Here is a 21,006-nt window from a genome sequence, read left to right on the forward strand (position 1 = left end):
CAACCCCGTCGGCATCGTGACGCGGGCCCTGCTGGACGCGGGTCACCGGGCGATCGGGCTGTGCAACGTGGCGATCGGCTTCCAGCGGCGGTTCGCCAGGCACCTGGGCGTCGAGCCCGAGCGGGTCGAGCTCGGGCACGTCGGGCTCAACCACCTGACGTGGGAGCGCTCGGTCCTCGTGGACGGGGTGGACGTGCTGCCCGGGCTGCTGGCCGAGCACGGCGACGAGATCGCCGCCGACGTGGGGCTGCGTCCCGAGCTGCTGCACCGGCTCGGCGCGGTGCCGTCGTACTACCTGCGTTACTTCTACGCCCACGACCTGGTCGTGGAGGAGCAGCGGGCCAAGCCGTCGCGGGCGGCCGAGGTCGCGGCGATGGAGGAGGAGCTGCTCAAGCTGTACGCCGACCCGTCGGTGAACACCAAGCCGGAGCTGCTCGGCAAGCGCGGCGGCGCGTTCTACTCCGAGGCGGCGGTCGCGCTGATCGCCTCCCTGCTCGGCGACCGGGGCGACACCCAGGTCGTCAACGTGCGCAACGGCGACACCCTGCCGTTCCTCGGCGCGGACGCGGTGATCGAGGTCCCGGCCAGGATCACCGCCTCGGGCGCGGAACCGCTGCCCGTCGCCTCGCTGGAGCCGCTGTACGCCGGACTGGTCGCGCACGTGTCCGCGTACGAGGAACTGGCCCTGGACGCGGCGCTGCACGGCGGCGCGGACCGGGTGCGTGACGCGCTGCTCGCCCACCCGCTGATCGGCCAGGACGCGATCGCCGAGGAGCTGACCGGGCTGCTGCTCGACGCCCACCCGGGCGCACCTGGCGTGGGCGGCGGGCCGATGACGCGCCGCAGGGTGCTGCTGGCCGTCGACGGCGGCAACAGCAAGACCGACGTGGCCGTGGTGGCCGAGGACGGCGAGATCCTGGCGACCGGCCGCGCGGGCGCGTTCGCGCCGCAGAGCGCGGGCGTCCGGGCCGCCGTGGACGTCGTCGAGGAGGCCGTGCGCGACGCGGGCTGGGCTCCGGCGGGCGGGTTCGATCACGTGGCCGCCTACCTGGCCGGGGCCGACCTGCCGGTGGAGGAGGAGGCGCTGGCGGCCGAGTTCGCCGCGCGCGGCTTCGGGCCGGACATCGTGGTGCGCAACGACGTGTTCGCGCTGCTGCGGGCGGGCGCGTCGCAGCCGTGGGGCGTCGCGGTGGTGTGCGGGGCGGGCATCAACGCGGCCGGGGTCTCCCCCGGCGGCGAGGTGGCCAGGTTCCCGGCGCTGGGGCGCATCAGCGGCGACTGGGGCGGCGGCCAGGGCGTCGGAGAGGAGGCGCTGTGGCACGCGGTGCGCGCCGAGGACGGCAGAGGCCCCGCCACGGCGCTGGCGGACACGGTCAAGGAGCACTTCGGCGTCGCCACCGTGCAGGAGCTGGTGCTGGCCGTGCACTTCGGCGAGGTGGGGCTGGGGCGGCTGCACGAGCTGGCGCCGGGCGTGCTCGCCGCGGCGGGCGCGGGCGACACGGTGGCGGCGGCGCTCGTCGGGCGGCAGGCCGACGAGGTCGTCGTGCTGGCCGAGGTGTGCCTGCGCCGCCTGGACCTGCTGGAGACGCCCGCCGAGGTCGTCCTGGGCGGCGGCCTGCTGACCGCCGGTCACCCGCTGCTCATGGACCTGGTCACCGCCGGGCTGGCCGCCAGGGCGCCGAAGGCCGAGCCGGTGGTGTCCCGCGTCCGCTCGATCGTCGGCGCGGCCCTGTGCGGGCTCGAACGCCTGGGCGCCGCCGAGGCCGCCAAGTCCCGGCTTCTGACGGAGAGTAACCATATGGACACGTGATGGTTCCGGCCTATGGCGCGGCCCCGCCCGCGCGGCGACCATGCGTGTATGGACGGGTTCCTCGACACCACCAGCCGCGGCCTGACCGAGCTGCGCGTGCACGGCGTGTCCGGCACGCCGCCGGACCAGATGCTCAACCACCCGCATCCGCGGCTGGTGTCGGGTGACTCGACGACCGGCTTCTACCGCCGCTGGTGGCCCGCCGGGCCGCCCGCCGGCGAGCAGGCCGACGTGCCCGGCGTGCGCCACCGCGAGGCGTACGCGTGGGGCGGGCTGACCTCCGGCGGCCGGACGATCGCGCTGTGGCTGCTGCTGCTGCCGTTCTCGCTGGCGAACCTGGCCTACTTCATGCTGCCCAGGCCGGCGCGCGGGCGGCGGCTGCGCCACGTGGTCGAGGCGGCGCAGCGGCTGTTCGCGCTGCTGCTGACCGGCACGCTCGTGCACGCGGTGATCGGGTCGAGCGTCGACCTGGTGGGCTGGCAGTGCACCGCCGCGGGCCGCGCGTGCACGTACGACACCGCGCCCGTGTGGGTGCGCTGGATGGGCGAGCTGTGGGGGTCGGAGCCGTCGCGGCGGCTGGCGGTCACCGCGCTGGTGCCGCTGGCCGTGGTGGCGCTGCTGTGGCTGATCGCCCGGCGGACGTGGAACCGCGACGAGCGTACGGGGATGCCGCCCGACGGCCCGCAGGAGGCGGCGCTGCCGCTGGCGCGGCGGCGGCTGTGGCACGGCGACGTGCCGGTGTGGCGGCTGCGCGCGGTGCACGTGGCGTACGCGCTCGGCGCGATCGGGCTGGCCGTGGCGGCGCCGTTCGCGGGGGCGGCGGCCGGGCTGGCGCTGACGGTGGCGAACGGGGCCGTGCAGGTCGTCGCGGCGGTGCTGGTGCTGCTGCCGGGGCTGGCGCGGCGGGTGGACCCGGGCGGCGACGACCCGGGCGGCCGGCCGCTCACGGCGGCCTGCCGGGTGCTGGAGGTGGCCGCGCCCGCGGTGCTGGCGGTCACGCTGGCCGCGGCGATGGCCGGGCTGCCGCTCGGCGGGACGCCTCCGCTCCGGCTGCCGGGCGTGGCCGGGGTGCGGTTCGTGCTGCTGGTGGCGCTGGTGGTGTTCCTGCTGGTGGCGACGTGGGTGCTGGCGCGGCTGTCGGCGCCTGAGGAGCGGCCGGCGATGCGCGGGATGGCGAGCTGGTTCACGCTCATGGTGGCGGCCGGCAGCGCGAACGCGCTCGCGCTCGGCGTCATGTTCTGGACCGCCTCGTTCTTCGGCGTGCCGGAGTCGCCCGCCAGGGCGCAGCCGGTCGGCCGCAGGCTGTTCCTGGGCGACGCCGTGTGGTGGACGGCCGCGCTCGTGCCGGTCCTGGTGCTGGGCGTGATCTGCGTGGCCGCCGTGCTGTGGCGGATCCGCGGCACGGTCGCGGAGGAGCTGACGCCGAAGCTCACGCCCTACTACGGCGACGACGGCGACGACGTGGCCGGCAAGTGGGCGCTCGCCTCGCTCACCGACCGGGCCGGGCTCGTGCTGGGGCTGCTCGTCGGCGTGGTGCTGGCCGGGTTCGCCACGGTGACGGTGATCTACCAGCTCGGGCTGGTCCACCCCGTCGGCGGCACCGCCGGGCTGTTCGCCACGATGGGCAGCTGGGCCATCACCGCCACCCTCGTGGGGCTGGTGCTGCTGGGCCGGCGCACCTACAGCGACCCGGCGCTGCGCCGCACGATCGGCATCCTGTGGGACGTGGCGACCTTCTGGCCGCGCGCCATCCACCCGCTCGCGCCGCCCTGCTACACCGAGCGGGTGCTGCCGGAGCTGGTCGCCCGCGTCGGCGTGCTGTCGCGGGACGAACGCGACAGGGTGGTGCTGTCGGGCCACAGCCAGGGCAGCGTCATCGCCGCCGCCCTGGTGCTGCAGCTCGGGCCCGGCGCGCGCGGGCGGGTGCGGCTGCTCACCCACGGCTCGCCGCTGCGCCGGCTGTACGCGGCCTTCTTCCCCGCCTACTTCGGCGGCCCGAGCCTGCCCGCGGTGCGTGAGGCGGTGCCGTGGGTCAACCTGTACCGGCTGAGCGACCCGATCGGCGGGCCCGTCTTCGCCCCGGCCGACCCGTTCGGCCCCCGGGCCGCGCAACCGGGCCCGGTGGACGTGTTCTGCTGGGACCCGCCGCAGCCCGAGCCGGGCGAACCCCTCGCCGAGCTGCGCTGGCACTCCGACTACTGGTTCGACCCGCCCTACGGCCAGGCCATGGCCAGGCTCACCGAACGAGACGCCCAGGGCTGACAGGCGATCTCCCGGGCAGGGTCCCGGTGTGTCTCCTCCTGATCTCCTGTTCGCCCTGGGCGGCGCCGCGGCGCTGCTGGCCGCCCTCCTCCCGGAGCTCCTCGCCAACCGGGCGTTCTCGCTGCCGCTGGCCTACCTGGCCGGGGGCGTGCTGCTGTTCCTGCTGCCGCTCGGCCTGCCCGAGCCCGACCCGGTCGCGCACCGGCTGGCCCTGGAGCACATCACCGAAATCTGCGTGGTCGTCTCGCTCATGGGCGCCGGCCTGGCGCTCAACCGGAAGGCCGGGTGGCGGTCGTGGGGCAGCACGTGGCGGCTGCTCGGCTGGGCGATGCCCGTGACGGTCGCCGGGGTGGCCGCCGCCGCGCTCGTCCTGCTGGAGTGGCCGCTCGCGGCGGCGCTGCTGCTCGGCGCGGTGCTCGCGCCGACCGACCCGGTCCTGGCCTCCGACGTGCACGTGGGCGAGCCGGTCGACGTGGAGAACGCCGACGACGAGGTCAGGTTCGCGCTCACCTCCGAGGCGGGGCTCAACGACGGGCTGGCCTTCCCCATCGTGTACGCGGCCGTCGCGCTGGCCGTCGTGGGCGGTGCGGGCTGGGCTGGCGAGTGGGCCCTGGTGGACGTGCTCTACCGGACGGCCGCGGGCGTGGTGTGCGGCCTGCTGATCGGGCGGGTGCTCGGCCGCCTGTTCTTCCACACCCGGGAGAAGCGGCTGCGCCTGGCCGAACGGCACGACGGGTTCGTCGCCCTGGCCGCCACCTTCCTGTCCTACGGCCTGACCGAGCTGGCTCACGGCTACGGCTTCGTGGCGGTGTTCGTCACCGCGTGCGCGATCAGGAACGCCGAGCGCGGCCACGGCTACAACTCGGTCCTGCACGGGTTCGTGGAGCAGATCGAGCGGCTGTTCACCGCCTGGCTGCTGCTCCTGCTGGGCGGGTTCGTCGCGACCGGCGGCCTGGCGGCGCTCACCTGGCGGGGCGTCGCCGTGGGCGCGCTGCTGCTGCTGGTGATCCGGCCGCTGGCGGGCTGGCTCTCCCAGGCGGGCGGGGCGGCCGGGCCCCGGGAGCGCCTGGTGATCTCCTTCTTCGGCATCCGGGGCGTCGGGTCGCTGTTCTACCTGGCGTTCGCGCTGGGGCAGGCGGACTTCGGCGTGCCGGCGGACGAGCTGTGGGCGGTGACGGGGTTCACCGTGCTGGCCTCCGTCGTGCTGCACGGCGTCACCGCCACCCCCGTCATGCGGCGCCTGGACGCCCTGCGCGCCCGCCGGTGATCACGGGGCGAGCAGGGCGGCGACGCGGGCGCGCACGTCGTCGGTGTCGAGGCCGCGCACGGTGAGCGTGGTGCGGCGGCGCAGGACGTCGTCGACGGTGACCGCCCACTCGTGGTCGCGGGCGTAGACCGCCTGGGCCCAGATGTCGGGGCCGTCCGGGTGCATGCGCTCGCCGAGCGCCGGGTCCTCCCGGATGAGCCTGGCCACGTCGAAGGCCAGCGTCCCGTAGTGGGAGGCCAGGTGGCGGGCGACGAGCGGGTCCATGCGGGCGGCCGGGTCGTGCTCCGACCACAGCCGCATCGCGACCGCGTCGGGGCTGGCCAGGCCGGGCAGCGGCACCGTGGGCAGGATGGCGGCCAGGTCGTCGCCGAGCGGCCTGCCGGGCAGCCGGGCGAGCGTGTCGAGCACGACCCTGCCGATGTGGCGGTAGGTGGTCCACTTGCCGCCGGCGACCGACAGCATGCCGCCCCTGCCCCGGCTGAGCAGCGTCTCCCGCTTGGCGGCGGCGACCCGGCCGGGACCGCCGGGCAGCACCCGCAGCCCGGCGAAGGCGTAGGTGATGTCCTCTCGGCGCACCTGCGCGTCGTCGACCGCGTGCCCGGCCTCGTCGAGGATCTGGGCCACGTCGGCGTCGGTGGCGCGCACGTCGGCCGGGTCGCCGTCGTACGCCTCGTCGGTGGTGCCGAGCAGCAGATGGTCCTCCCACGGGATGGCGAACGACACCCGGTACTTGTCGATGGGGATCGTCAGCGCGGCCTTCCACGGCTCGTGGCGGCGCAGCACCAGGTGGGCGCCCTTCGACAGGCGGATGCTGGGCGCGGCGTCCGGGTCCTCCATGCGGCGCAGGTGGTCGACCCACGGGCCGGTGGCGTTGAGGACGAGCCTGGCCGAGACGCCGAACTCGGCGCCGTCGAGCCGGTCGCGCAGGTCGGCGCCGACGACGGTGCCGCCGGACTTGCGCAGCCCGACGACCTCGGCGTGGTTGAGCACGACGGCGCCCGCGTCGACGGCGGCGCGGACGGTCATGACGGCGACGCGGCTGTCGTTCATCTGGTGGTCGCCGTAGACGGCGGCGGCGCGCAGCCCGGCGGGCTTGAGCGCGGGCACCCGGGCCAGCGCCTGCTGCGGCGTGATGACGCGGCCGAGGCCGTCGCCGAACACCGACAGCGCCGAGTAGAGGAACACGCCCGCGCCGAGCTTGGCGGCGCCGTGCGGGCCGCCCCGGTAGACGGGCACGACGAACGACAGCGGCTTGACCAGGTGCGGGGCGATCTCACCGGCCAGGGCGCGGCGCTCGCGGTGGTTCTCCGCGACGAGCTTGACGTTGCCGGTCTGCAGGTAGCGCAGGCCGCCGTGGACGAGCTTGGAGGAGGCGCTGGAGGTCGCTCCGGCGAAGTCGCCCGCGTCGACCATGGCGACGCGCAGCCCCGCCTGGGCGGCCATCCAGGTGACGGCGGTGCCGAGGATGCCGCCGCCGATGACCAGCAGGTCGTAGGGGCGGCTGCTCAGCTCCTCGCGGGTCTCGGCCCGTTCGCCGGACGTGGTGCGGATGGCGGTCATGTGGTGCTCCAGTCGAGGCTGCGTTCGATGGCCTTGCGCCAGTTGCGGTGCTCGGCGTCCCTGACGTCGGGGTCGATCTCCGGCCGCCATTCGGCGGCCTTGTGCCAGTTGGCGCGCAGCGCGTCGGTGCCGGGCCAGTAGCCGGTGGCCAGCCCGGCCGCGTACGCCGCGCCCAGGCAGGTGGTCTCGGCCACCATCGGGCGTACGACGGGCACGCCGAGGACGTCGGCCAGGATCTGCATGAGCAGGTTGTTGGCGGTCATGCCGCCGTCGGCGCGCAGGGCGGTGAGGGCGAGGCCGGCGTCGGCGTTCATCGCGTCGACGACCTCGCGCGTCTGCCAGGCGGTGGCCTCCAGGACGGCGCGGGCGATGTGGCCCTTGGTGACGAACCCGGTCAGCCCGGCGATGATCCCGCGGGCGTCGGCCCGCCAGTGGGGCGCGAACAGGCCGGAGAAGGCGGGCACGAAGTAGCAGCCGCCGTTGTCGTCGACGGTGCGGGCCAGGGTCTCGATCTCGGCGGCGCTGGAGATGAGGCCGAGGTTGTCGCGCAGCCACTGCACCAGGGAGCCGGTGACGGCGATCGAGCCTTCGAGCGCGTAGGTGGCCGGGGCGTCGCCGATCTGGTAGCCGACGGTGGTGAGCAGGCCGTGCTTGGAGGTGACGGGCTCGGCGCCGGTGTTCATCAGCAGGAAGCTGCCCGAGCCGTAGGTGCTCTTGGTCTCCCCGGGGGAGAAGCAGGTCTGGCCGAACAGCGCGGCCTGCTGATCGCCGAGCGCGGCGGCGACCGGGACCCCGTCGCCGGTGTGGCCGTAGACCTCGGCGCTGGGCCGGATCTCCGGCAGCATCGCGGCGGGCACGCCGAGCGCGTCGAGCAGCTCGGGGTCCCAGGCGAGCGTGCGCAGGTTCATCAGCATGGTGCGGCTGGCGTTGGTGACGTCGGTGACGTGCCGGCCGGTGAGCTTCCAGACGAGCCAGCTGTCGACGGTGCCGAACAGCACGTCGCCGCGCTCGGCCCGCTCGCGCAGGCCGGGGGTCTCGTCGAGCAGCCAGCGGATCTTCGGCCCGGCGAAGTAGGTGGCCAGCGGCAGCCCGGCCCGCTCCCGGAACAGCTGCTCGTGCGGGGCGAGCGCGGTGACCAGGGCGTCGGTGCGGGTGTCCTGCCAGACGATGGCGTTGGCCACCGGCTCGCCGGTGCGGCGGTCCCACAGGATCGTGGTCTCGCGCTGGTTGGTGATGCCGAGGGCGACGAGGCTGCCCGGGTCGATGCCGCTGCCGGTGACCGCGTCGGCGACCACGCCCTGCACGGCCTCCCAGATCTCGGCGGCGTCGTGCTCGACCCAGCCGGGCCTGGGGAAGATCTGCCGGTGCTCGCGCTGGGCCACGGACACGATCCGGCCGCCCTCGTCGAACACCATGCACCGGCTGGACGTGGTGCCCTGGTCGATGGCGGCGACGTACTCCACGGCTTCCTCACTTCTCGCATGTTCGGCATTGCCGAACGCCTGGCTTGAGATCCTAGTCTGGGCCCGACGGGTGGTGTCAACCGGTCATCGGCTCAGGTCCCGGGTGATGGCCCGTGCGGCGTCGCGCACGTAGGACACCAGGTCACGGCGCGGCTCGCCGTCCTCGGCCAGCCGCTCGACGGCTCCGCGCACGCCGATCGCGCCCACGGTGACGGCGCGGCGGTCGCGGATCGGGGCGGCGATCGACACCTCCCCCTCGACCAGCTCCTCCAGGTCGGCGGCCCAGCCCCGGCCGCGCACCAGCTCCAGCTCCTTGGCCAGCGCGTCGGCGGTGACCAGGGTGGCGGGCGTGTGCGCGGTCAGCGGCTCCCCCGCGCTCTCCCCGTACGGGTCGTAGGCGAGCAGCACCTTGCCCAGGGCGGTCGCGTGCGCGGGCAGCAGGGTGCCGACCTGCAGGACCTGCATGCTGTCGTCGGGCCGGAACACGTGGTGCACGACCAGGACCCCGCCCTCGTGCAGGGTGCCGATCCACACGCTCTCGCGGCTGCGCCCGGCGAGCGCGTCGGCCCAGTTGAGCGAGCGGGTGCGCAGCTCGTTGACGTCGAGGTAGCTGCTGCCGAGGTGCAGCAGGGTGCCGCCGAGCCGGTAGCGGCCGGTGGTGGCGTCCTGCTCGACGAACCCGACGTGCACGAGCGTGCGCAGGATGCCGTGCAGGGTGCCCTTGGGCAGCTCCATCGCGCGGGCGAGCTCGGCCACCCCCAGCTCGCGCGGACCGGAGGCCAGCAGGCGCAGGATGCCTGCGGCGCGCTCGACGGACTGGATGGTGTCTCCCACGCCCCACACCCTACATCGCGTTCGGCATTGCCGAACAGTGGGGGCGCCGAACTCTTCGGGCCGGCTATCCGGCGGGCGCCTCGGGGGCGCGGTGCTCGTACGGGGTGCTCAGGACGACCGTGGTGCGGGTGGAGACGTTGGCGGCGGCGCGGATCTGCTGGAGCAGCTCCTCCAGCGCGACCGGGGAGGCGACGCGCACCTTGAGGATGTAGCTCTCGTCACCCGCGACGCTGTGGCACGCCTCGATCGCGGTCAGGTGGGCCAGGCGCTCCGGCGCGTCGTCGGGCGCGGCCGGGTCGATCGGCTTGATCGACACGAACGCGGTCATCGGCAGCCCGACGGCGTCGTAGTCGACGATCGCGGCGTAGCCGCGCAGCACGCCGCGCTTCTCCAGGCGGCGCACCCGCTGGTGCACGGCCGACACCGACAGGCCGGTCTCCCTGGCGAGGTCGGTGAAGCTCATCCGGCCGTCGCCGGCCAGCAGCGTGACGATCCTGCGATCGATCTCCTCCATCGGTCAAAAATATCCGGTCATGGTCACGACAACGTCCCGACCGGCGAGGCGCCCATGCGCATCGCGTGCTCGACGAGCGTGACGAGCACGTCCCGGCTGGAGTCGCGCCGGCGGGCGTCACAGCGCACGATCGGCACGCCCGGCTCCAGGCCGAGCGCCTGGCGCACCTCGCCGACGGTGAACGGGCGGGCCCCGTCGAAGCAGTTGAGCGCCACGACGAACGGCTGGCGGCGCTTCTCGAAGTAGTCGATGGCCGGGAAGCAGTCGGCCAGGCGGCGGGTGTCGGCGAGCACGACCGCGCCGAGCGCGCCCATGGCCAGGTCGTCCCAGACGAAGAAGAAGCGCTCCTGGCCGGGCGTGCCGAACAGGTAGAGCATGTAGTCGCCGCGGATCGTGATGCGGCCGAAGTCCATCGCCACGGTGGTGGTCGGCTTGAACTCGACGCCGTACAGGTCGTCGACGTGCACGCCGACGTGGGTGAGCGCCTCCTCGGTGCGCAGCGTGCGGGTCTCCGACACGGCGCCCACCATCGTGGTCTTGCCCGCGCCGAAGCCTCCCGCGATCAGGATCTTGATCGGGGTCGGCAGCCGCCAGTGATCAAAGCGACCGAAATCCATCCAGCACCGCCTGTACGTCCCTCCGCGGTCGCGACACGGCCGCATTCCCTCCTGCGGCGCCGTGGTCAGCGACCCCTGTCAAGGCGTCGGGAAAGGTTGATCCACTTGCCTGGCATCGAGACACCCTAGCAATGCCACAAATTCCACTCAAGCCGCATAGGACCCCAGAAATCAATATGTCATCGTTTGTCGCTTATTGCGGCTTTTGGGGGCATGGGGAAGGGAGGGCAGTAAAGCGGCTTGTCATGATATCTGACCTGACAGTTAGTCGTGCCGGGCATAGCCCGAAATATTGTGAAAACCCGCACTGAAGCCCATTTGTCGCCATAAGTAGTCGGCCGCGTGCGGGCTGCTCCCCCGCAGCCGCTCGATCAGCTCGCCCGCCTCGCCCGCCAGGTCCGCCATCGCGTCGGTCACCTCGCCGGAGGTGACGCCGAGCATGAGCACGTTCAGGCCGCCCCAGCTCACGTCGCGCCGGTAGGAGGCCAGGTCGCCGAGCAGGTGCAGGTAACGCTGCACGCACCCGCTGGCCTCGCGCAGCTCCTCCAGATGCGCCCTGGCCCACGTGTCGCCGGCGTAGATCCAGTGCGACAGGTCGACGAGGCAGGTGCCGCGGCTGTCGGCGTTGTCCAGGTAGTGGGGGAACGTCACGCGGGCGCCGGTGTCACGCCACACCCAGGCCCGCTCCATCGCCGCCAGCGTGCGGGCGAGCTGATCGCGCCATACCTGCCGCAGCTCGCCGAACTCCGCCACCGTGGCCAGCTCGTCACGCAAGTCGGCCAGGAACCGGGTGACGGCCGCGCGCGGGGGCGCGCCGTCGGCGACCGCCAGGCAGTCGCGGGCCAGCCGGGCCACCTGGTCGCGGCTCGTGGCGATGCGGTCGACCAGCCGGTCCAGCGCCGGCACCCACAGGGCGGTGCGGTTGACGATCTTCAGCCGGTCGGCGGTGGCCCAGGGCGCGCTGAAGGCGCCCGACAGCGACAGCGTGGTGTAGAACTCGGCGTCGAAGGCCGCCGTGGGGAACAGGCCCGCGTACATCTGGGCGCACCGCCGCAGGTCCCGGCCGCACGCGGCGGCCAGTGCGCAGGTCCGGCCCAGCTCGAACGCCTCGTCCCCGTCAGGCATCCTCAAGCCGCTCGATCGGCGTGTCGGATCATGGGTGTGCCCCCCCCAATACCCTCTGTGATGGATTGTCACATGATCACTGGTATCCGATCAAGGCATGGCGGCGTGCCCGATCAGCCCGCTCCGATGGCGATGAAGGAGACGTCGTCGCCCCGCGCGTCACGCAGCGCCTCGGCCAGCGACAGGCCCCGGCGCAGGCCCGCGTGCAGCCTGACCATGACGGGCACGGCCGTCTCGTCGTTGACCGGGACGACGCTGGCCACGATGCCGGCGGTGCCCAGGTGCAGCAGCGCCGTGGCGGGGCCGATCAGCTCGTCGGCGCCGACGGGGGCCATCTGGCCGGAGTCGCAGCTCGACAGCACCAGCCGGTACGGGGCGCGCCGCAGCCTCTCCAGGTCGTAGACGGTCAGCGGGCCGTCGTCCAGGTAGAGCGAGGAGAACAGCGGGCTGTCGGCCCGGAACGTGCCGTGCGCGGCCACGTGCGCGAGCGCGCACCCGTCGATGGCCTCCAGCACGGCCCCCGCCGTCGCCCCGCCCCCGCCCAGCACCCGCACGGTCCCTTCCGGCGCGCCTCCCCCGTGCCCGCCCTGCCCGGGTCCGTCCTGCCCGGGTCCGTCCTGCCCGGGTCCGTCCGTGCCCGGTCCCGGACGACCCGCCGCGCCGGGAAACCGTCCGCCGGGCGCGAGGCCCCCCGAGTACGGAGACGTCCCCTCGGGAAGCCCGCCGCCCGCCGGTGCCGAAGCCGTGATTCCCTCGGGGACGCCGCCGCCCGTGGGTGGCCCGCCGGGTGCCGCTTCTCCGGGGTGGCCGTACAGGTTGGCGATGGCGTGGAGCTCGGCGCGGGCGTTGGGGACCTCGGGGCCGCGTACGAGGACGACGCCGCCGGAAGGGGGCGCGGCGGCGCGGGCGCGCAGCCAGGCGGCGGCCGACGGCGCGACGCTGAAGGCGGTGCGCCGCAGCGACGGCAGCAGCCCCCACGGGGTGGCGTGCAGGACGCTGGGCGGCACGACGACGCACGGCCCGTCGCCGAGCAGCCGGGCGACGGGCCCGAGCAGCGCCTCCTCCAGCCGCCCGCCCAGCGCGGCGAGCTCGTCGCGCGGCGGGTCGCGGTCGTAGGCGAGCCGGCGCAGCCGGGAGCGCGCGTACTCCATCTCGGCGACCGCGGCGGCGGCGGGCCCGATCTCGTAGGTGCGCACCCGCCCGCCCGCGCACAGCAGCGCGTGCAGGGTGCCGTCGATGACGACGAGCTCGGCGAGGCGGCCGCCGGGGCCGAGAGCGTCGAGAATCTGGCCGCAGCCGGGCCCGCGCGCCTCGCCCGCACCGGTGCCGCGGACGCGCAGGGTGGTGGCGCGCACCCGGGCCTCCAGGCGGGCGCGGTCGCGTTCGAGCGTGGCGGCGGAGGCGGCGCCGTCGGAGCGGGCGCGGCCGAGGAGCTGGTCGAGCCGGCGCAGCGCGGCGAGCTGGGCCTGCAGCTCCGGGTCGTCGGGCAGGCGGACGGGCGGCACGGCGAGCGCGGTGGCGCGCCAGCGTTCGGTCCAGGCGAGCAGTTCGCGGGTGCGCCCGGCGGCGTGCAGGTGGCGCAGCGCGAGCCGGGCGAGCTCGACGCCCTGCGCGGTGACGAGCGCGCGCAGCTCGGACGAGCCGAAGGTGAGCCGGTGCTCCTCGATGAGCGCGAGCCCGGACCGGCAGGCGTGCAGGAGGCGGCGCGGCTGCCCGGCGGCGTCGGCGCGCAGCGCCTCGGCCAGCCAGCCGCCGGCGCGTGAGGTGGCGGGGCCGCGGTGCCGGACGCGGGAGGCGGCCGACAGGTGGCGTTCGGCGGCGGCGGCCTGGCCGAGGGCGAGCGCGGTGCGCCCGGCGAGCAGGTGCGCCTGCCACACCTCGGGCGAGCCGAGCCGGGTCAGCCGCCCGGCGAGGCGGCGGGCGTCGGCGAGCAGGCGCGGCGTGGCCGGGCCGCGCGCCAGCTCGGCCTGGACGAGGATGAGCCGCGCGTGCTCGGCCCACCAGTCGCGGCGCTGCCCGGCGAACAGCGCGCGGGCCTCGGCCGCGCGCCGGCCGGCGGTGCCGGGGTCGGCGGCCAGCAGCGCGGCCCGGGCGGCGAGCAGCAGCAGCTCGGCCCGCCGGGTGGCCTGGCCGCGCAGCCGGTCGAGCAGCCGCAGCCCGCCGTCGGCCTGTTCCAGCGCCTCGCGGGACAGCCCGGCGGCCAGCAGCACGGCGCACCGGTCGGCTACCAGGTCGAGCATCGGCGTGCCGAGCTTGCGGAAGCCCTGGTCGGCCTCCTCCAGCAGGTCGAGGGCGGTGGGCAGGTCGCCGGCGACGAAGGCGGCGACGCCGCGGTTCTGCACGGCGACGACGGAGTCGTGCTCCTGCCGGGTGGTGGCGAACATGCCCTGCGCGGTGCGGAAGTCGGCGTCGGCGGCCTGGACGGAGCCGAGGGCGAGCTGGGCGTGCCCGCGTAAGGTGAGCGCGCGGGCGGCCCACACGGTGTCGCCGGCCCGGCGCAGCGCGGGCGCGGCGGACCTCAGGTCGTCGAGCGCCTCCCGGTGCCAGCCGAGGATCCACCGGGCGCCCGCCCGCCTGAAGAGCACCCGCGCCCGCGTGGTGCCGCCGGACAGCGCGGCGGCCTGGTCGAGGGTGGCCAGCCCGGCCCGGGTGCGGCCGTGCTGGACGAGCGCGACCCCGAGCGTGGCGAGCACGTCGGCCTCGCGGTCGGGCGATCCGGCCCGCCGGGCCAGGCGCACCGCCTGGCGCAGCTCGCCGATGGCCGCCTCCAGGTCGCCGAAGTCGCGGCGCAGGATGCCGATGGCCTGCCGGGCGATCGAGTGGTCGTAGGGGCCTCGTCCGGTTTCGAGCATCGCCCTGGCGGCCTTGAGCGCCTCCTGCGGGCGCGCGAACACCATGTCGAGCACGTCGTGCGGATCGTCGGGAACACCGGCTCGGGGCACCCATCGATGGTAGAACCGGCTCCGCGGGTGTATCAACGGCGGCGCTCGCCGCTCATAAAGGCACAGGACCCGTTCTTCGCTCTGGAGGGCAGACGATGAGCACACCCGGCCCCGGCCGTGACGACTCCCGTTTCTGGGCGCAGCTCGACATGCTCAACGAGGCGCTGCCGGACGGCCTGCGGGCGGTGGCCGGTCCTGACGGGGCGGCGCCGGGCTCGGCCGTCCAGCCGTCGTTCGCGCGGCTGGCGGACCACGTCCTGGTGCCCGCGGCCGAGCTCGACCGCACCGCCGACCTGGTGCAGGAGCTGGTGCCTGGCGACGCCGACCTTCAGGTCACCTGGCCGCCGGAGCGTGATGCCGGGCGGGTGTCGGTGCGCAGGCTGTACGTGGGCGACCGCGACGCGCGGCTGGTGGCCGACCGGCTCTCCGTCCGGCGGGTGCGCTCGACGCCGGTCCACTTCGTCACCGTGGCGGGGGTCAACCTGTGCCCGGGCGACGAGCCGGTGCCGTGCGACGAGCCGCTGCGGCCCGCCAGGGCGGGCGACGACCGGGGCGCGGGCGTGCGGGTGGCCGTCATCGACACCGGCCTGGTGCACGACTACCTCGACCACCAGTGGCTGGCCGCCAGCGACGGCGTGCCGGGCATCCCGAAGGTCCACGGCGACGTCACCTCGCCCGGCGACGAGCTCGACGCCGACGGCCTGATCAAGCCGTACGTGGGGCACGGCACGTTCATCGCCGGCATCGTCCGCTGCACCGCGCCGGCCGCCGACGTGCGCGTCCACAACGCCTTCCCGTACGGCGGCGCGATCATGGAGGACCAGCTGGGCCTGCTCATCCGCGACGCGCTCGACAGGCACGGCTGGCCCGACATCATCTCCCTGTCGGCGGGCACGCAGACGGAGCACGCGGGGGCGCTGCTGGGCCTGGCCGACTTCATGGCTGAGCTGGCCCGGCACCCGGAGACGGTGCTGGTGGCGGCGGCGGGCAACGACGGCGCCACCGGCCGGTTCTGGCCCGCCGCCTACGCGGGCGAGCCGGTCAACGCCTCCGGCGACGTGGTCGTGTCCGTGGGGGCGCTGCGCGAGGACGGCAGGGGCCGGGCCTGCTTCAGCAACCACGGGAGCTGGGTCACCGTCTACGCTCCCGGCGAGCGCATGGTCAACGCCTTCACCTCCGGCCCGTACGAGTACGGCTACCCGCACCGCACCACCTGCCGTTTCCACCCGGCGGGCCTGTACACGGGCTGCACGTGCGTGGCGCCGCTGCGGGTGGGCGACAAGGCGACGTTCAGCGGGCTGGCGATGTGGAGCGGCACGTCGTTCGCCACCCCGGTGATCGCGGGGCTGATCGCGGCGCGCATGTCGGAGGCCGGGGTGTCCTCCCGTGAGGCGGCCAGGCAGCTCGTGGAGACGCGACTGGCCGTTCCCGATCTGACGGGTTACCTGCGGTGAGGTACGACACCCTGTCCTCGGGCGGCTCACGAAATATCATCGTGAGCATTCCGCCCCTGGACAGGGAAGGACCGCCGTGGACGACACCGCAGCCCTCGTCAGGGCAGCAGCGGACGGGGATGCCGGCGCGTGGAAGGAGCTCTACCACCGCTACAGCGGGCTGGTGTGGGCTGTCGCCCGCGCCTACCTGCCGGCCCCCGCCGATGCCCAGGACGTGGCGCAGACGACGTGGTTCCGCTTCGCCGAGCACCTGACCCGGATCCGCGATCCGGACAAGGCAGGCGCCTGGCTCGCCAGCACCGCCAGGAACGAGGCGTTACGCGTCATCCGTACCAGCGGCAGGGTCATCCCCGTCAGCGACGTGGGACTGATGGGCTTCGACGTGGACGAACGTTCGCCGGAGCGCCTGCTGCTGGACGCCGAGGAGGCCGACGCCGAGGCCGAGCGGGCGCGGGAGGTGTGGGCGGCGTTCGAGGAGATGTCCGAGCGCTGCCGCCGCCTGTTGCGCGTGCTCATCGCCTCGCCGCGGCCCACCTATCAGGAGGTGGCGACGGCGCTGGGCATCGCGGTCGGCAGCATCGGCCCCATGCGGGGGCGCTGCCTGAAGCGGCTCGGCGTGCTGGTCGCGCGCCGCGGGGTGACGGGGACTTCCCGTGACTTCGAATGATGTCGGGTGAGTCGGGGTGAGTTCGGGGTGAACGACATGGACGACGGCTTCGATCTGGAAGACGATCTGCGCAACATCGCCCACCTGCTCGACCCGGTGCCGCCGGAGCTGCTGGACGACGCCATGCAGGCGTTCACGCTGCGGACGCTCGACGCGGAGCTGGCCCTGCTGGAGTTCGACTCGTGGGACGAGGAGCCGGCCACGCGGGTGCGCGGGCCGGCCAGCCCCCGGCTGCTGACGTTCCGGGCCGGGGAGGTGAAGGTGGAGCTGGAGGTGTCTGGCGCGCGGCTGGTCGGGCGGATCCTGCCGGGCGAGGCCGCCGACATCGGCGTGCAGCGCCGCGACTCCGAGCTGCGGCTGCGCGCCGACGAACTGGGCCGGTTCACCACCGCGCCGCTGCCGCCGGGCCCGCTGCGGGTGCGCGTCACCCCGGGCGCGGGCGGCCCGGTGGTCACCTCGTGGATCCGCCTCTGACCGGGGCGCTTCGCGGCCCCCTGTCTCTCCCGGAGGGGGCGGTCAACGGGACGGCCCGAGTCCTTCGAAGATCAGCGGGAGGAGCCGTTCGCCGCCGGGCTCGCCGCCGGTCAGTTGCTCGCGTGCCCAGGAGACTCCGGCGACCAGGGCGAGGAACTCGGCGGGGGTGACGTCGGCGCGCACGTCACCGGCTCGCTGGGCGCGGGCCAGCAGGGCGGTCCCGGCCTCGCGCATGGCCTCGCAGGAGGCGTGCAGGGCCGAGGCGGGGTCGCGCAGGGTGGCCGTCAGCATGGCGGTGAGCCCGCGGTAGGCGGTCGTGGTCTCGACGAACTCCAGGGTCCAGGCGAGCAGCGCCTCGCGGGCGGAGCCCTGGTCCGCGAGGGCGCGGGCGCGGGCGGTGAGCGCGTCGAACCGTTCGCCCAGCAGCGCCTCCAGCAGCGCCTCCCGGGTGGGGAAGTGCCGGTAGAGGGTGCCGGCTCCGACGCCGGCGCGGGCGGCGACGTCGTCGAGGGAGGCGCCGGTGCCGTGTTCGAGGAAGGCGGCGCGCGCCTCGGCGAGCAGCCGGTCGCGGTTGCGCCGCGCGTCGGCCCGCATGGCGCGCCGGGTGTCGCCCACGTCGTCCCTCCCGGGGGTTCACAAAACGGAGACCGCTTCCGTATCTTAGTGCCGGAGATAACCGGAGACAGTCTCCGGAAAGTCTGGAGCGACGATGGACACGACACAGGTGCGGCATCGGCTCGGCCGGTTCGGGGTGTGGATCGCGCCGATGACCCTCGCGCGCACGCCGGTGACCGTGCAGCGCGAGCAGTTCGCGCGGATCGAGGGGCTCGGCTACGGGTCGCTGTGGACGGGCGAGCCGCCGCCGTCCTCCCCGGCCGGCGGGCGCGAGATCTTCGCCCAGCTCGCCGTGATGCTGGCCGCGACCAGGCGGCTGGTCGCCGGGGCGGGCGTCGCCAACATCACCGTACGCGACCCGGTCGCGGCGCACGGCGGGGCCGCCACCCTCGCCGAGGCGTACCCGGGCAGGCTCGTCCTCGGCCTCGGCGGGCACACGGGCGGGCGACCGCTGAGCGCGTTGTGTGCCTATTTGGACGCCATGGACCGCGCCGCCGCCCGCGACGACGAGCTTGCCGGGGCCCGGTATCCACGGGTGCTGGCGGCGCTGGGCCCCCGGGCGCACCGGCTGGCGGGCGAGCGGGCCCACGGCGCGCACCCGTTCATGCAGCCGGTCGAGCACACCGAGGCGGCCCGCCGGGCGCTCGGCCCGGACGGGCTGCTGATCCCGCACCAGATGCTCGTCCTCGACCCCGACGCGGCCCGGGCCAGGGGCCGGATCCGGGCCCTGATCAGCCTGGGCGGCGACGGCGACAACCCGTACACCGCCAACTACCGCAGGCTGGGCTACGGTGACGCCGACCTGGCGGGCGGGCGCAGCGACCGCCTCATCGACGCCCTGCTGGCCTGGGGCGAGGACGAGGCGGTGGCGGCCCGGCTGCGGGCGCATCTGGCGGCCGGGGCGGACCACGTGCTGCTCCACCCGCTGACCGGCGACCTGCCCTCGGCCGTCGACCAGCTGGAGCGGCTGGCTCCGCGCCTGACCGCCGCCGGTTAGACGATCACCAGGTCGCGGGGGCTGTCGTTGAGCCGCTCGCCGCCGGTCTCGGTGCACACGAGGATGTCCTCGATGCGGGCGCCGTGGCTGCCGGGCAGGTAGATGCCGGGCTCGACGGAGAAGGCGAAGCCGGGCTCCATGGCCTCGTCGTTGCCGGCGACGATGTACGGCTCCTCGTGCGTCTCGATGCCGATGCCGTGGCCGGTGCGGTGGATGAACAGCTCGCCGTAGCCGGCCTCGGCGATGACCTCGCGGGCCGCCGCGTCGATCGACTCGCACGACACGCCGGGCCGTACGGCGGCGCAGGCGGCGTCCTGGGCGCGGCGCAGCACCTCGAAGGAGGCGGCGTAGTCGGCGGGCGGCTCGCCCACGCAGTAGTTGCGCGTGGAGTCGGAGCAGTAGCCGTTGTGGAGCTGGCCGCCGATGTCGACGACGACGGGCTCGCCCGCCTGGATGACGCGGTCGGACACGTCGTGGTGGGGGCTGGCGCCGTTGGGGCCGGAGGCGACGATGACGAAGTCGACGGTGGCGTGCCCGGCGGCGAGGATCGCCTCGGCGATGTCGCGGGCCACCTCGCGCTCGGTGCGCCCGGCGCGCAGGAACTCCGGCACCCGGCGGTGCACGGCGTCGATGGCCGCCCCGGCCTCGCGCAGCGCCGCCACCTCGGCGGGCGACTTGCGCATGCGCAGCTCCCGCAGCACCGTGCCGGCCAGCACCTGCTCGGCGTCCGGCAGCACGTCACGGAAGCGCAGCGAGGCCATCGCCCACATGCGGTCGGCCAGGCCGACCCGGCCCGCCGGGCCGAGCCGGTCGGCGGCGATCCGGTAGGGGTCGTCGGTCTCGTCCCAGGCCACGAAGTCCAGTCCGAGCCGCGAGGCCGGCGACGCCTCGGCGGCCGGTAGCTCCAGGCGGGGCACCATCATGTACGGCTCCGCCGCGGCGGGCACGACCAGGCACGTCAGGCGCTCGAGCGGCTTGGCGTCGTAGCCGCTGACGTAGCGAAGGTCGGGGCCCGGGGTGAGCAGCAGGGCGTCGAGGCCGGCCTTGGCGGTGGCCTCCTGGACGGCGGCCAAACGGGACACGGGATACAGGTCTGAGGACGTCACAGGCTCAATCTACTCCGGATCCCGCCGCCTAAAATCCGCGAAAAGGTCTCACCACACGGCAGGCCATCACTACCGTACGTTCACCGTCGAACACGTAGTGTGGGGCCAATTGTCCCGTTCCCTGCCGGCTGAGAGTGAGACCATGGTCGACCCCGAGCTGCTCGCCGCCCGGCTGGCGCACGCCCAGCGGCTGGGCAACATGGGCTGGGCGGAGTGGAACCTGCGCACCGGCGCCGTCATGTGGTCCGACCAGGTCTACGCCATCTTCGGGCGTGACCCGGGGGCCGGGCCGCTGCCGCTGGCCGAGCTGGCCCGGCACGTCGAGCCCGCCGACCTGGCCGCGCTCGACGAACTGCTGTGGACGGTGGTGCGGGGCGTGGAGCCGGTGCAGGCCGAGTTCCGCGTCCGGCGTGACGGCGGCGACGTGCGCAACCTGCGGGTGGTGCTGGAGCCGCTGATGGCGCCGGGCGGCCCGACCGGCGTGCACGGCGTCATCCAGGACATCACCGGCCGCCGCCGGGCCGAGCGGATCATGTCGGAGTCGCGCCGCCAGCTCCTGGAGGCGCGGGTGCAGGCGGCCGAGGAGCGGCACGTGATGCTGGCGCTGCGCGAGGCGATCCTGCCGGAGCCGGTCGGCTGCCTGGACCTGCCGCGCACCCGCATCGCGGTGCGTTACGTCCCGGCGGAGAAGACCGCCAGCCTGGGCGGCGACTGGTTCGAGGCCGCGGCGCTGCCCGACGGGCGGGCGCTGCTGGCGATCGGCGACGTGTCGGGGCACGGCCTGCCGGCGATCGCGCACATGGCGCAGCTCCGCCACGCGCTGATCGGCCTGACGATGACGGGCGTGCCGCCGAACCGGGTGCTGGCCTGGCTGAACGACCTGGTGCTGCACCGGCTGTCGGGCACCACAGCCACCGCGATCATCGGCCATCTCGACACCGCGACCCGCGTGTTCGCCTGGGGGCAGGCGGGCAACCTGGCGCCGATCCTGGTGCGCGACGGGGTGGCCTCGCCGCTGTGCCCGCCCGCGGGCGTGCTGCTGGGCGCCACCTGCGACCGGCCCTATCTTCTGGCCAGCACCCCGCTGCGGGCGGGCGACCTGCTGCTGATGTTCACCGACGGGCTGGTGGAGCGGCGCACCCGCGACATCGACGAGGGGCTCGACCTGGTCATGACGGCGGCGTGCAAGCTGCCGGGCTGCGACCTGGACGAGGGCCTGGACCGGCTGCTGGCCGACATCGGCGGGCCCAACCCGGAAGACGACGCGTGCCTGCTGGCTGTGGGCATACTGGGCTAGTG

At 74.8% G+C, this 21,006-nt stretch carries 17 protein-coding genes; 8 read left to right on the forward strand and 9 right to left on the reverse strand.

Annotated features, from left to right (window positions below):
* The 3 genes from KME80_RS51110 to KME80_RS40125 all read left to right on the forward strand — a co-directional run.
* On the forward strand, positions 1–1,810 hold a 1,810-nt coding region (locus KME80_RS51110), incomplete at its 5' end, for a family 4 glycosyl hydrolase (RefSeq protein WP_246646536.1).
* 48 nt (positions 1,811–1,858) lie between these two features.
* Positions 1,859–4,072: a hypothetical protein gene (locus KME80_RS40120; RefSeq protein WP_219514861.1), complete on the forward strand. Its 2,214-nt coding sequence runs from the start codon at positions 1,859–1,861 to the stop codon at positions 4,070–4,072.
* Positions 4,073–4,100: 28 nt separating this feature from the next.
* A complete protein-coding gene (locus KME80_RS40125) occupies positions 4,101–5,339 on the forward strand; it encodes a cation:proton antiporter (RefSeq protein ID WP_219514879.1) in 1,239 nt (412 codons plus the stop codon).
* Here KME80_RS40125 and KME80_RS40130 read toward each other — a convergent pair whose 3' ends face one another.
* From KME80_RS40130 to KME80_RS52990, 7 genes are all read right to left on the reverse strand, one after another.
* On the reverse strand, positions 5,340–6,899 hold the full coding sequence (locus KME80_RS40130; RefSeq protein ID WP_219514881.1) for a glycerol-3-phosphate dehydrogenase/oxidase: 1,560 nt from the start codon (positions 6,897–6,899) through the stop codon (positions 5,340–5,342).
* Complete coding sequence (gene glpK, locus KME80_RS40135) at positions 6,896–8,362, reverse strand: glycerol kinase GlpK (protein WP_219514891.1); 1,467 nt, start codon at positions 8,360–8,362, stop codon at positions 6,896–6,898. The genes KME80_RS40130 and glpK overlap by 4 nt, the downstream gene beginning before the upstream one ends.
* 84 nt (positions 8,363–8,446) lie before the next feature.
* Positions 8,447–9,196, reverse strand: a complete 750-nt coding sequence (locus KME80_RS40140; protein WP_219514900.1) for an IclR family transcriptional regulator — start codon at positions 9,194–9,196, stop codon at positions 8,447–8,449.
* A 64-nt stretch (positions 9,197–9,260) separates the two neighbouring features.
* Positions 9,261–9,710, reverse strand: a complete 450-nt coding sequence (locus KME80_RS40145; RefSeq protein WP_219514902.1) for an Lrp/AsnC family transcriptional regulator — start codon at positions 9,708–9,710, stop codon at positions 9,261–9,263.
* 23 nt (positions 9,711–9,733) lie between these two features.
* Positions 9,734–10,327, reverse strand: a complete 594-nt coding sequence (locus KME80_RS40150; RefSeq protein WP_219514903.1) for a GTP-binding protein — start codon at positions 10,325–10,327, stop codon at positions 9,734–9,736.
* 264 nt (positions 10,328–10,591) lie between these two features.
* Complete coding sequence (locus KME80_RS40155; protein ID WP_219514904.1) at positions 10,592–11,452, reverse strand: terpene synthase family protein; 861 nt, start codon at positions 11,450–11,452, stop codon at positions 10,592–10,594.
* Positions 11,453–11,565: 113 nt separating this feature from the next.
* A complete protein-coding gene (locus KME80_RS52990; protein WP_219514905.1) occupies positions 11,566–14,394 on the reverse strand; it encodes a CHAT domain-containing protein in 2,829 nt (942 codons plus the stop codon).
* A gap of 95 nt (positions 14,395–14,489) precedes the next feature.
* Here KME80_RS52990 and KME80_RS40165 point away from each other — a divergent pair, with 95 nt between their 5' ends.
* The 3 genes from KME80_RS40165 to KME80_RS40175 all read left to right on the forward strand — a co-directional run bounded on the left by KME80_RS40165 (position 14,490) and on the right by KME80_RS40175 (position 16,989).
* Positions 14,490–15,848: a S8 family peptidase gene (locus tag KME80_RS40165; protein ID WP_219514906.1), complete on the forward strand. Its 1,359-nt coding sequence runs from the start codon at positions 14,490–14,492 to the stop codon at positions 15,846–15,848.
* A 76-nt stretch (positions 15,849–15,924) separates the two neighbouring features.
* Positions 15,925–16,515, forward strand: coding sequence for an RNA polymerase sigma factor (locus tag KME80_RS40170; RefSeq protein WP_219514907.1), 591 nt, complete (start codon positions 15,925–15,927; stop codon positions 16,513–16,515).
* Positions 16,516–16,551: 36 nt separating this feature from the next.
* On the forward strand, positions 16,552–16,989 hold the full coding sequence (locus KME80_RS40175) for a hypothetical protein (protein WP_219514908.1): 438 nt from the start codon (positions 16,552–16,554) through the stop codon (positions 16,987–16,989).
* A gap of 42 nt (positions 16,990–17,031) precedes the next feature.
* On the opposite strand, the gene KME80_RS40180 is transcribed toward KME80_RS40175, so the two are convergent.
* Complete coding sequence (locus KME80_RS40180; protein WP_308126124.1) at positions 17,032–17,604, reverse strand: TetR/AcrR family transcriptional regulator; 573 nt, start codon at positions 17,602–17,604, stop codon at positions 17,032–17,034.
* A 94-nt stretch (positions 17,605–17,698) separates the two neighbouring features.
* Between KME80_RS40180 and KME80_RS40185 the strand changes: the two genes are divergently transcribed.
* Entirely contained in the window at positions 17,699–18,601 is a 903-nt protein-coding gene (locus KME80_RS40185; RefSeq protein ID WP_219514910.1) for a TIGR03620 family F420-dependent LLM class oxidoreductase, read from the forward strand.
* Here KME80_RS40185 and KME80_RS40190 read toward each other — a convergent pair.
* Positions 18,598–19,707 (reverse strand): M24 family metallopeptidase, encoded by a 1,110-nt coding sequence (locus KME80_RS40190; protein WP_308126125.1) that lies wholly within the window; start codon positions 19,705–19,707, stop codon positions 18,598–18,600. The two genes, KME80_RS40185 and KME80_RS40190, sit on opposite strands and share 4 nt — an antisense overlap.
* Positions 19,708–19,849: 142 nt before the next feature.
* Between KME80_RS40190 and KME80_RS40195 the strand changes: the two genes are divergently transcribed.
* Entirely contained in the window at positions 19,850–21,004 is a 1,155-nt protein-coding gene (locus KME80_RS40195; RefSeq protein ID WP_219514911.1) for a PP2C family protein-serine/threonine phosphatase, read from the forward strand.
* Positions 21,005–21,006 lie beyond the last annotated feature (2 nt).

It is taken from the genome of Nonomuraea ceibae (genome assembly GCF_019396325.1).
Classification (GTDB): domain Bacteria; phylum Actinomycetota; class Actinomycetes; order Streptosporangiales; family Streptosporangiaceae; genus Nonomuraea; species Nonomuraea ceibae.

What these genes read in the sequence shown, in the direction of transcription:
- KME80_RS40120 (WP_219514861.1), top strand. Translation starts at nt 1,859, where the DNA reads ATGGACGGGTTCCTCGACACCACCAGCCGCGGCCTGACCGAGCTGCGC.
- KME80_RS40130 (WP_219514881.1), bottom strand. Translation starts at nt 6,899, where the DNA reads ATGACCGCCATCCGCACCACGTCCGGCGAACGGGCCGAGACCCGCGAG.
- KME80_RS40145 (WP_219514902.1), bottom strand. Translation starts at nt 9,710, where the DNA reads ATGGAGGAGATCGATCGCAGGATCGTCACGCTGCTGGCCGGCGACGGC.
- KME80_RS40150 (WP_219514903.1), bottom strand. Translation starts at nt 10,327, where the DNA reads ATGGATTTCGGTCGCTTTGATCACTGGCGGCTGCCGACCCCGATCAAG.
- KME80_RS40155 (WP_219514904.1), bottom strand. Translation starts at nt 11,452, where the DNA reads ATGCCTGACGGGGACGAGGCGTTCGAGCTGGGCCGGACCTGCGCACTG.
- KME80_RS40165 (WP_219514906.1), top strand. Translation starts at nt 14,490, where the DNA reads ATGAGCACACCCGGCCCCGGCCGTGACGACTCCCGTTTCTGGGCGCAG.
- KME80_RS40175 (WP_219514908.1), top strand. Translation starts at nt 16,552, where the DNA reads ATGGACGACGGCTTCGATCTGGAAGACGATCTGCGCAACATCGCCCAC.
- KME80_RS40185 (WP_219514910.1), top strand. Translation starts at nt 17,699, where the DNA reads ATGGACACGACACAGGTGCGGCATCGGCTCGGCCGGTTCGGGGTGTGG.
- KME80_RS40195 (WP_219514911.1), top strand. Translation starts at nt 19,850, where the DNA reads ATGGTCGACCCCGAGCTGCTCGCCGCCCGGCTGGCGCACGCCCAGCGG.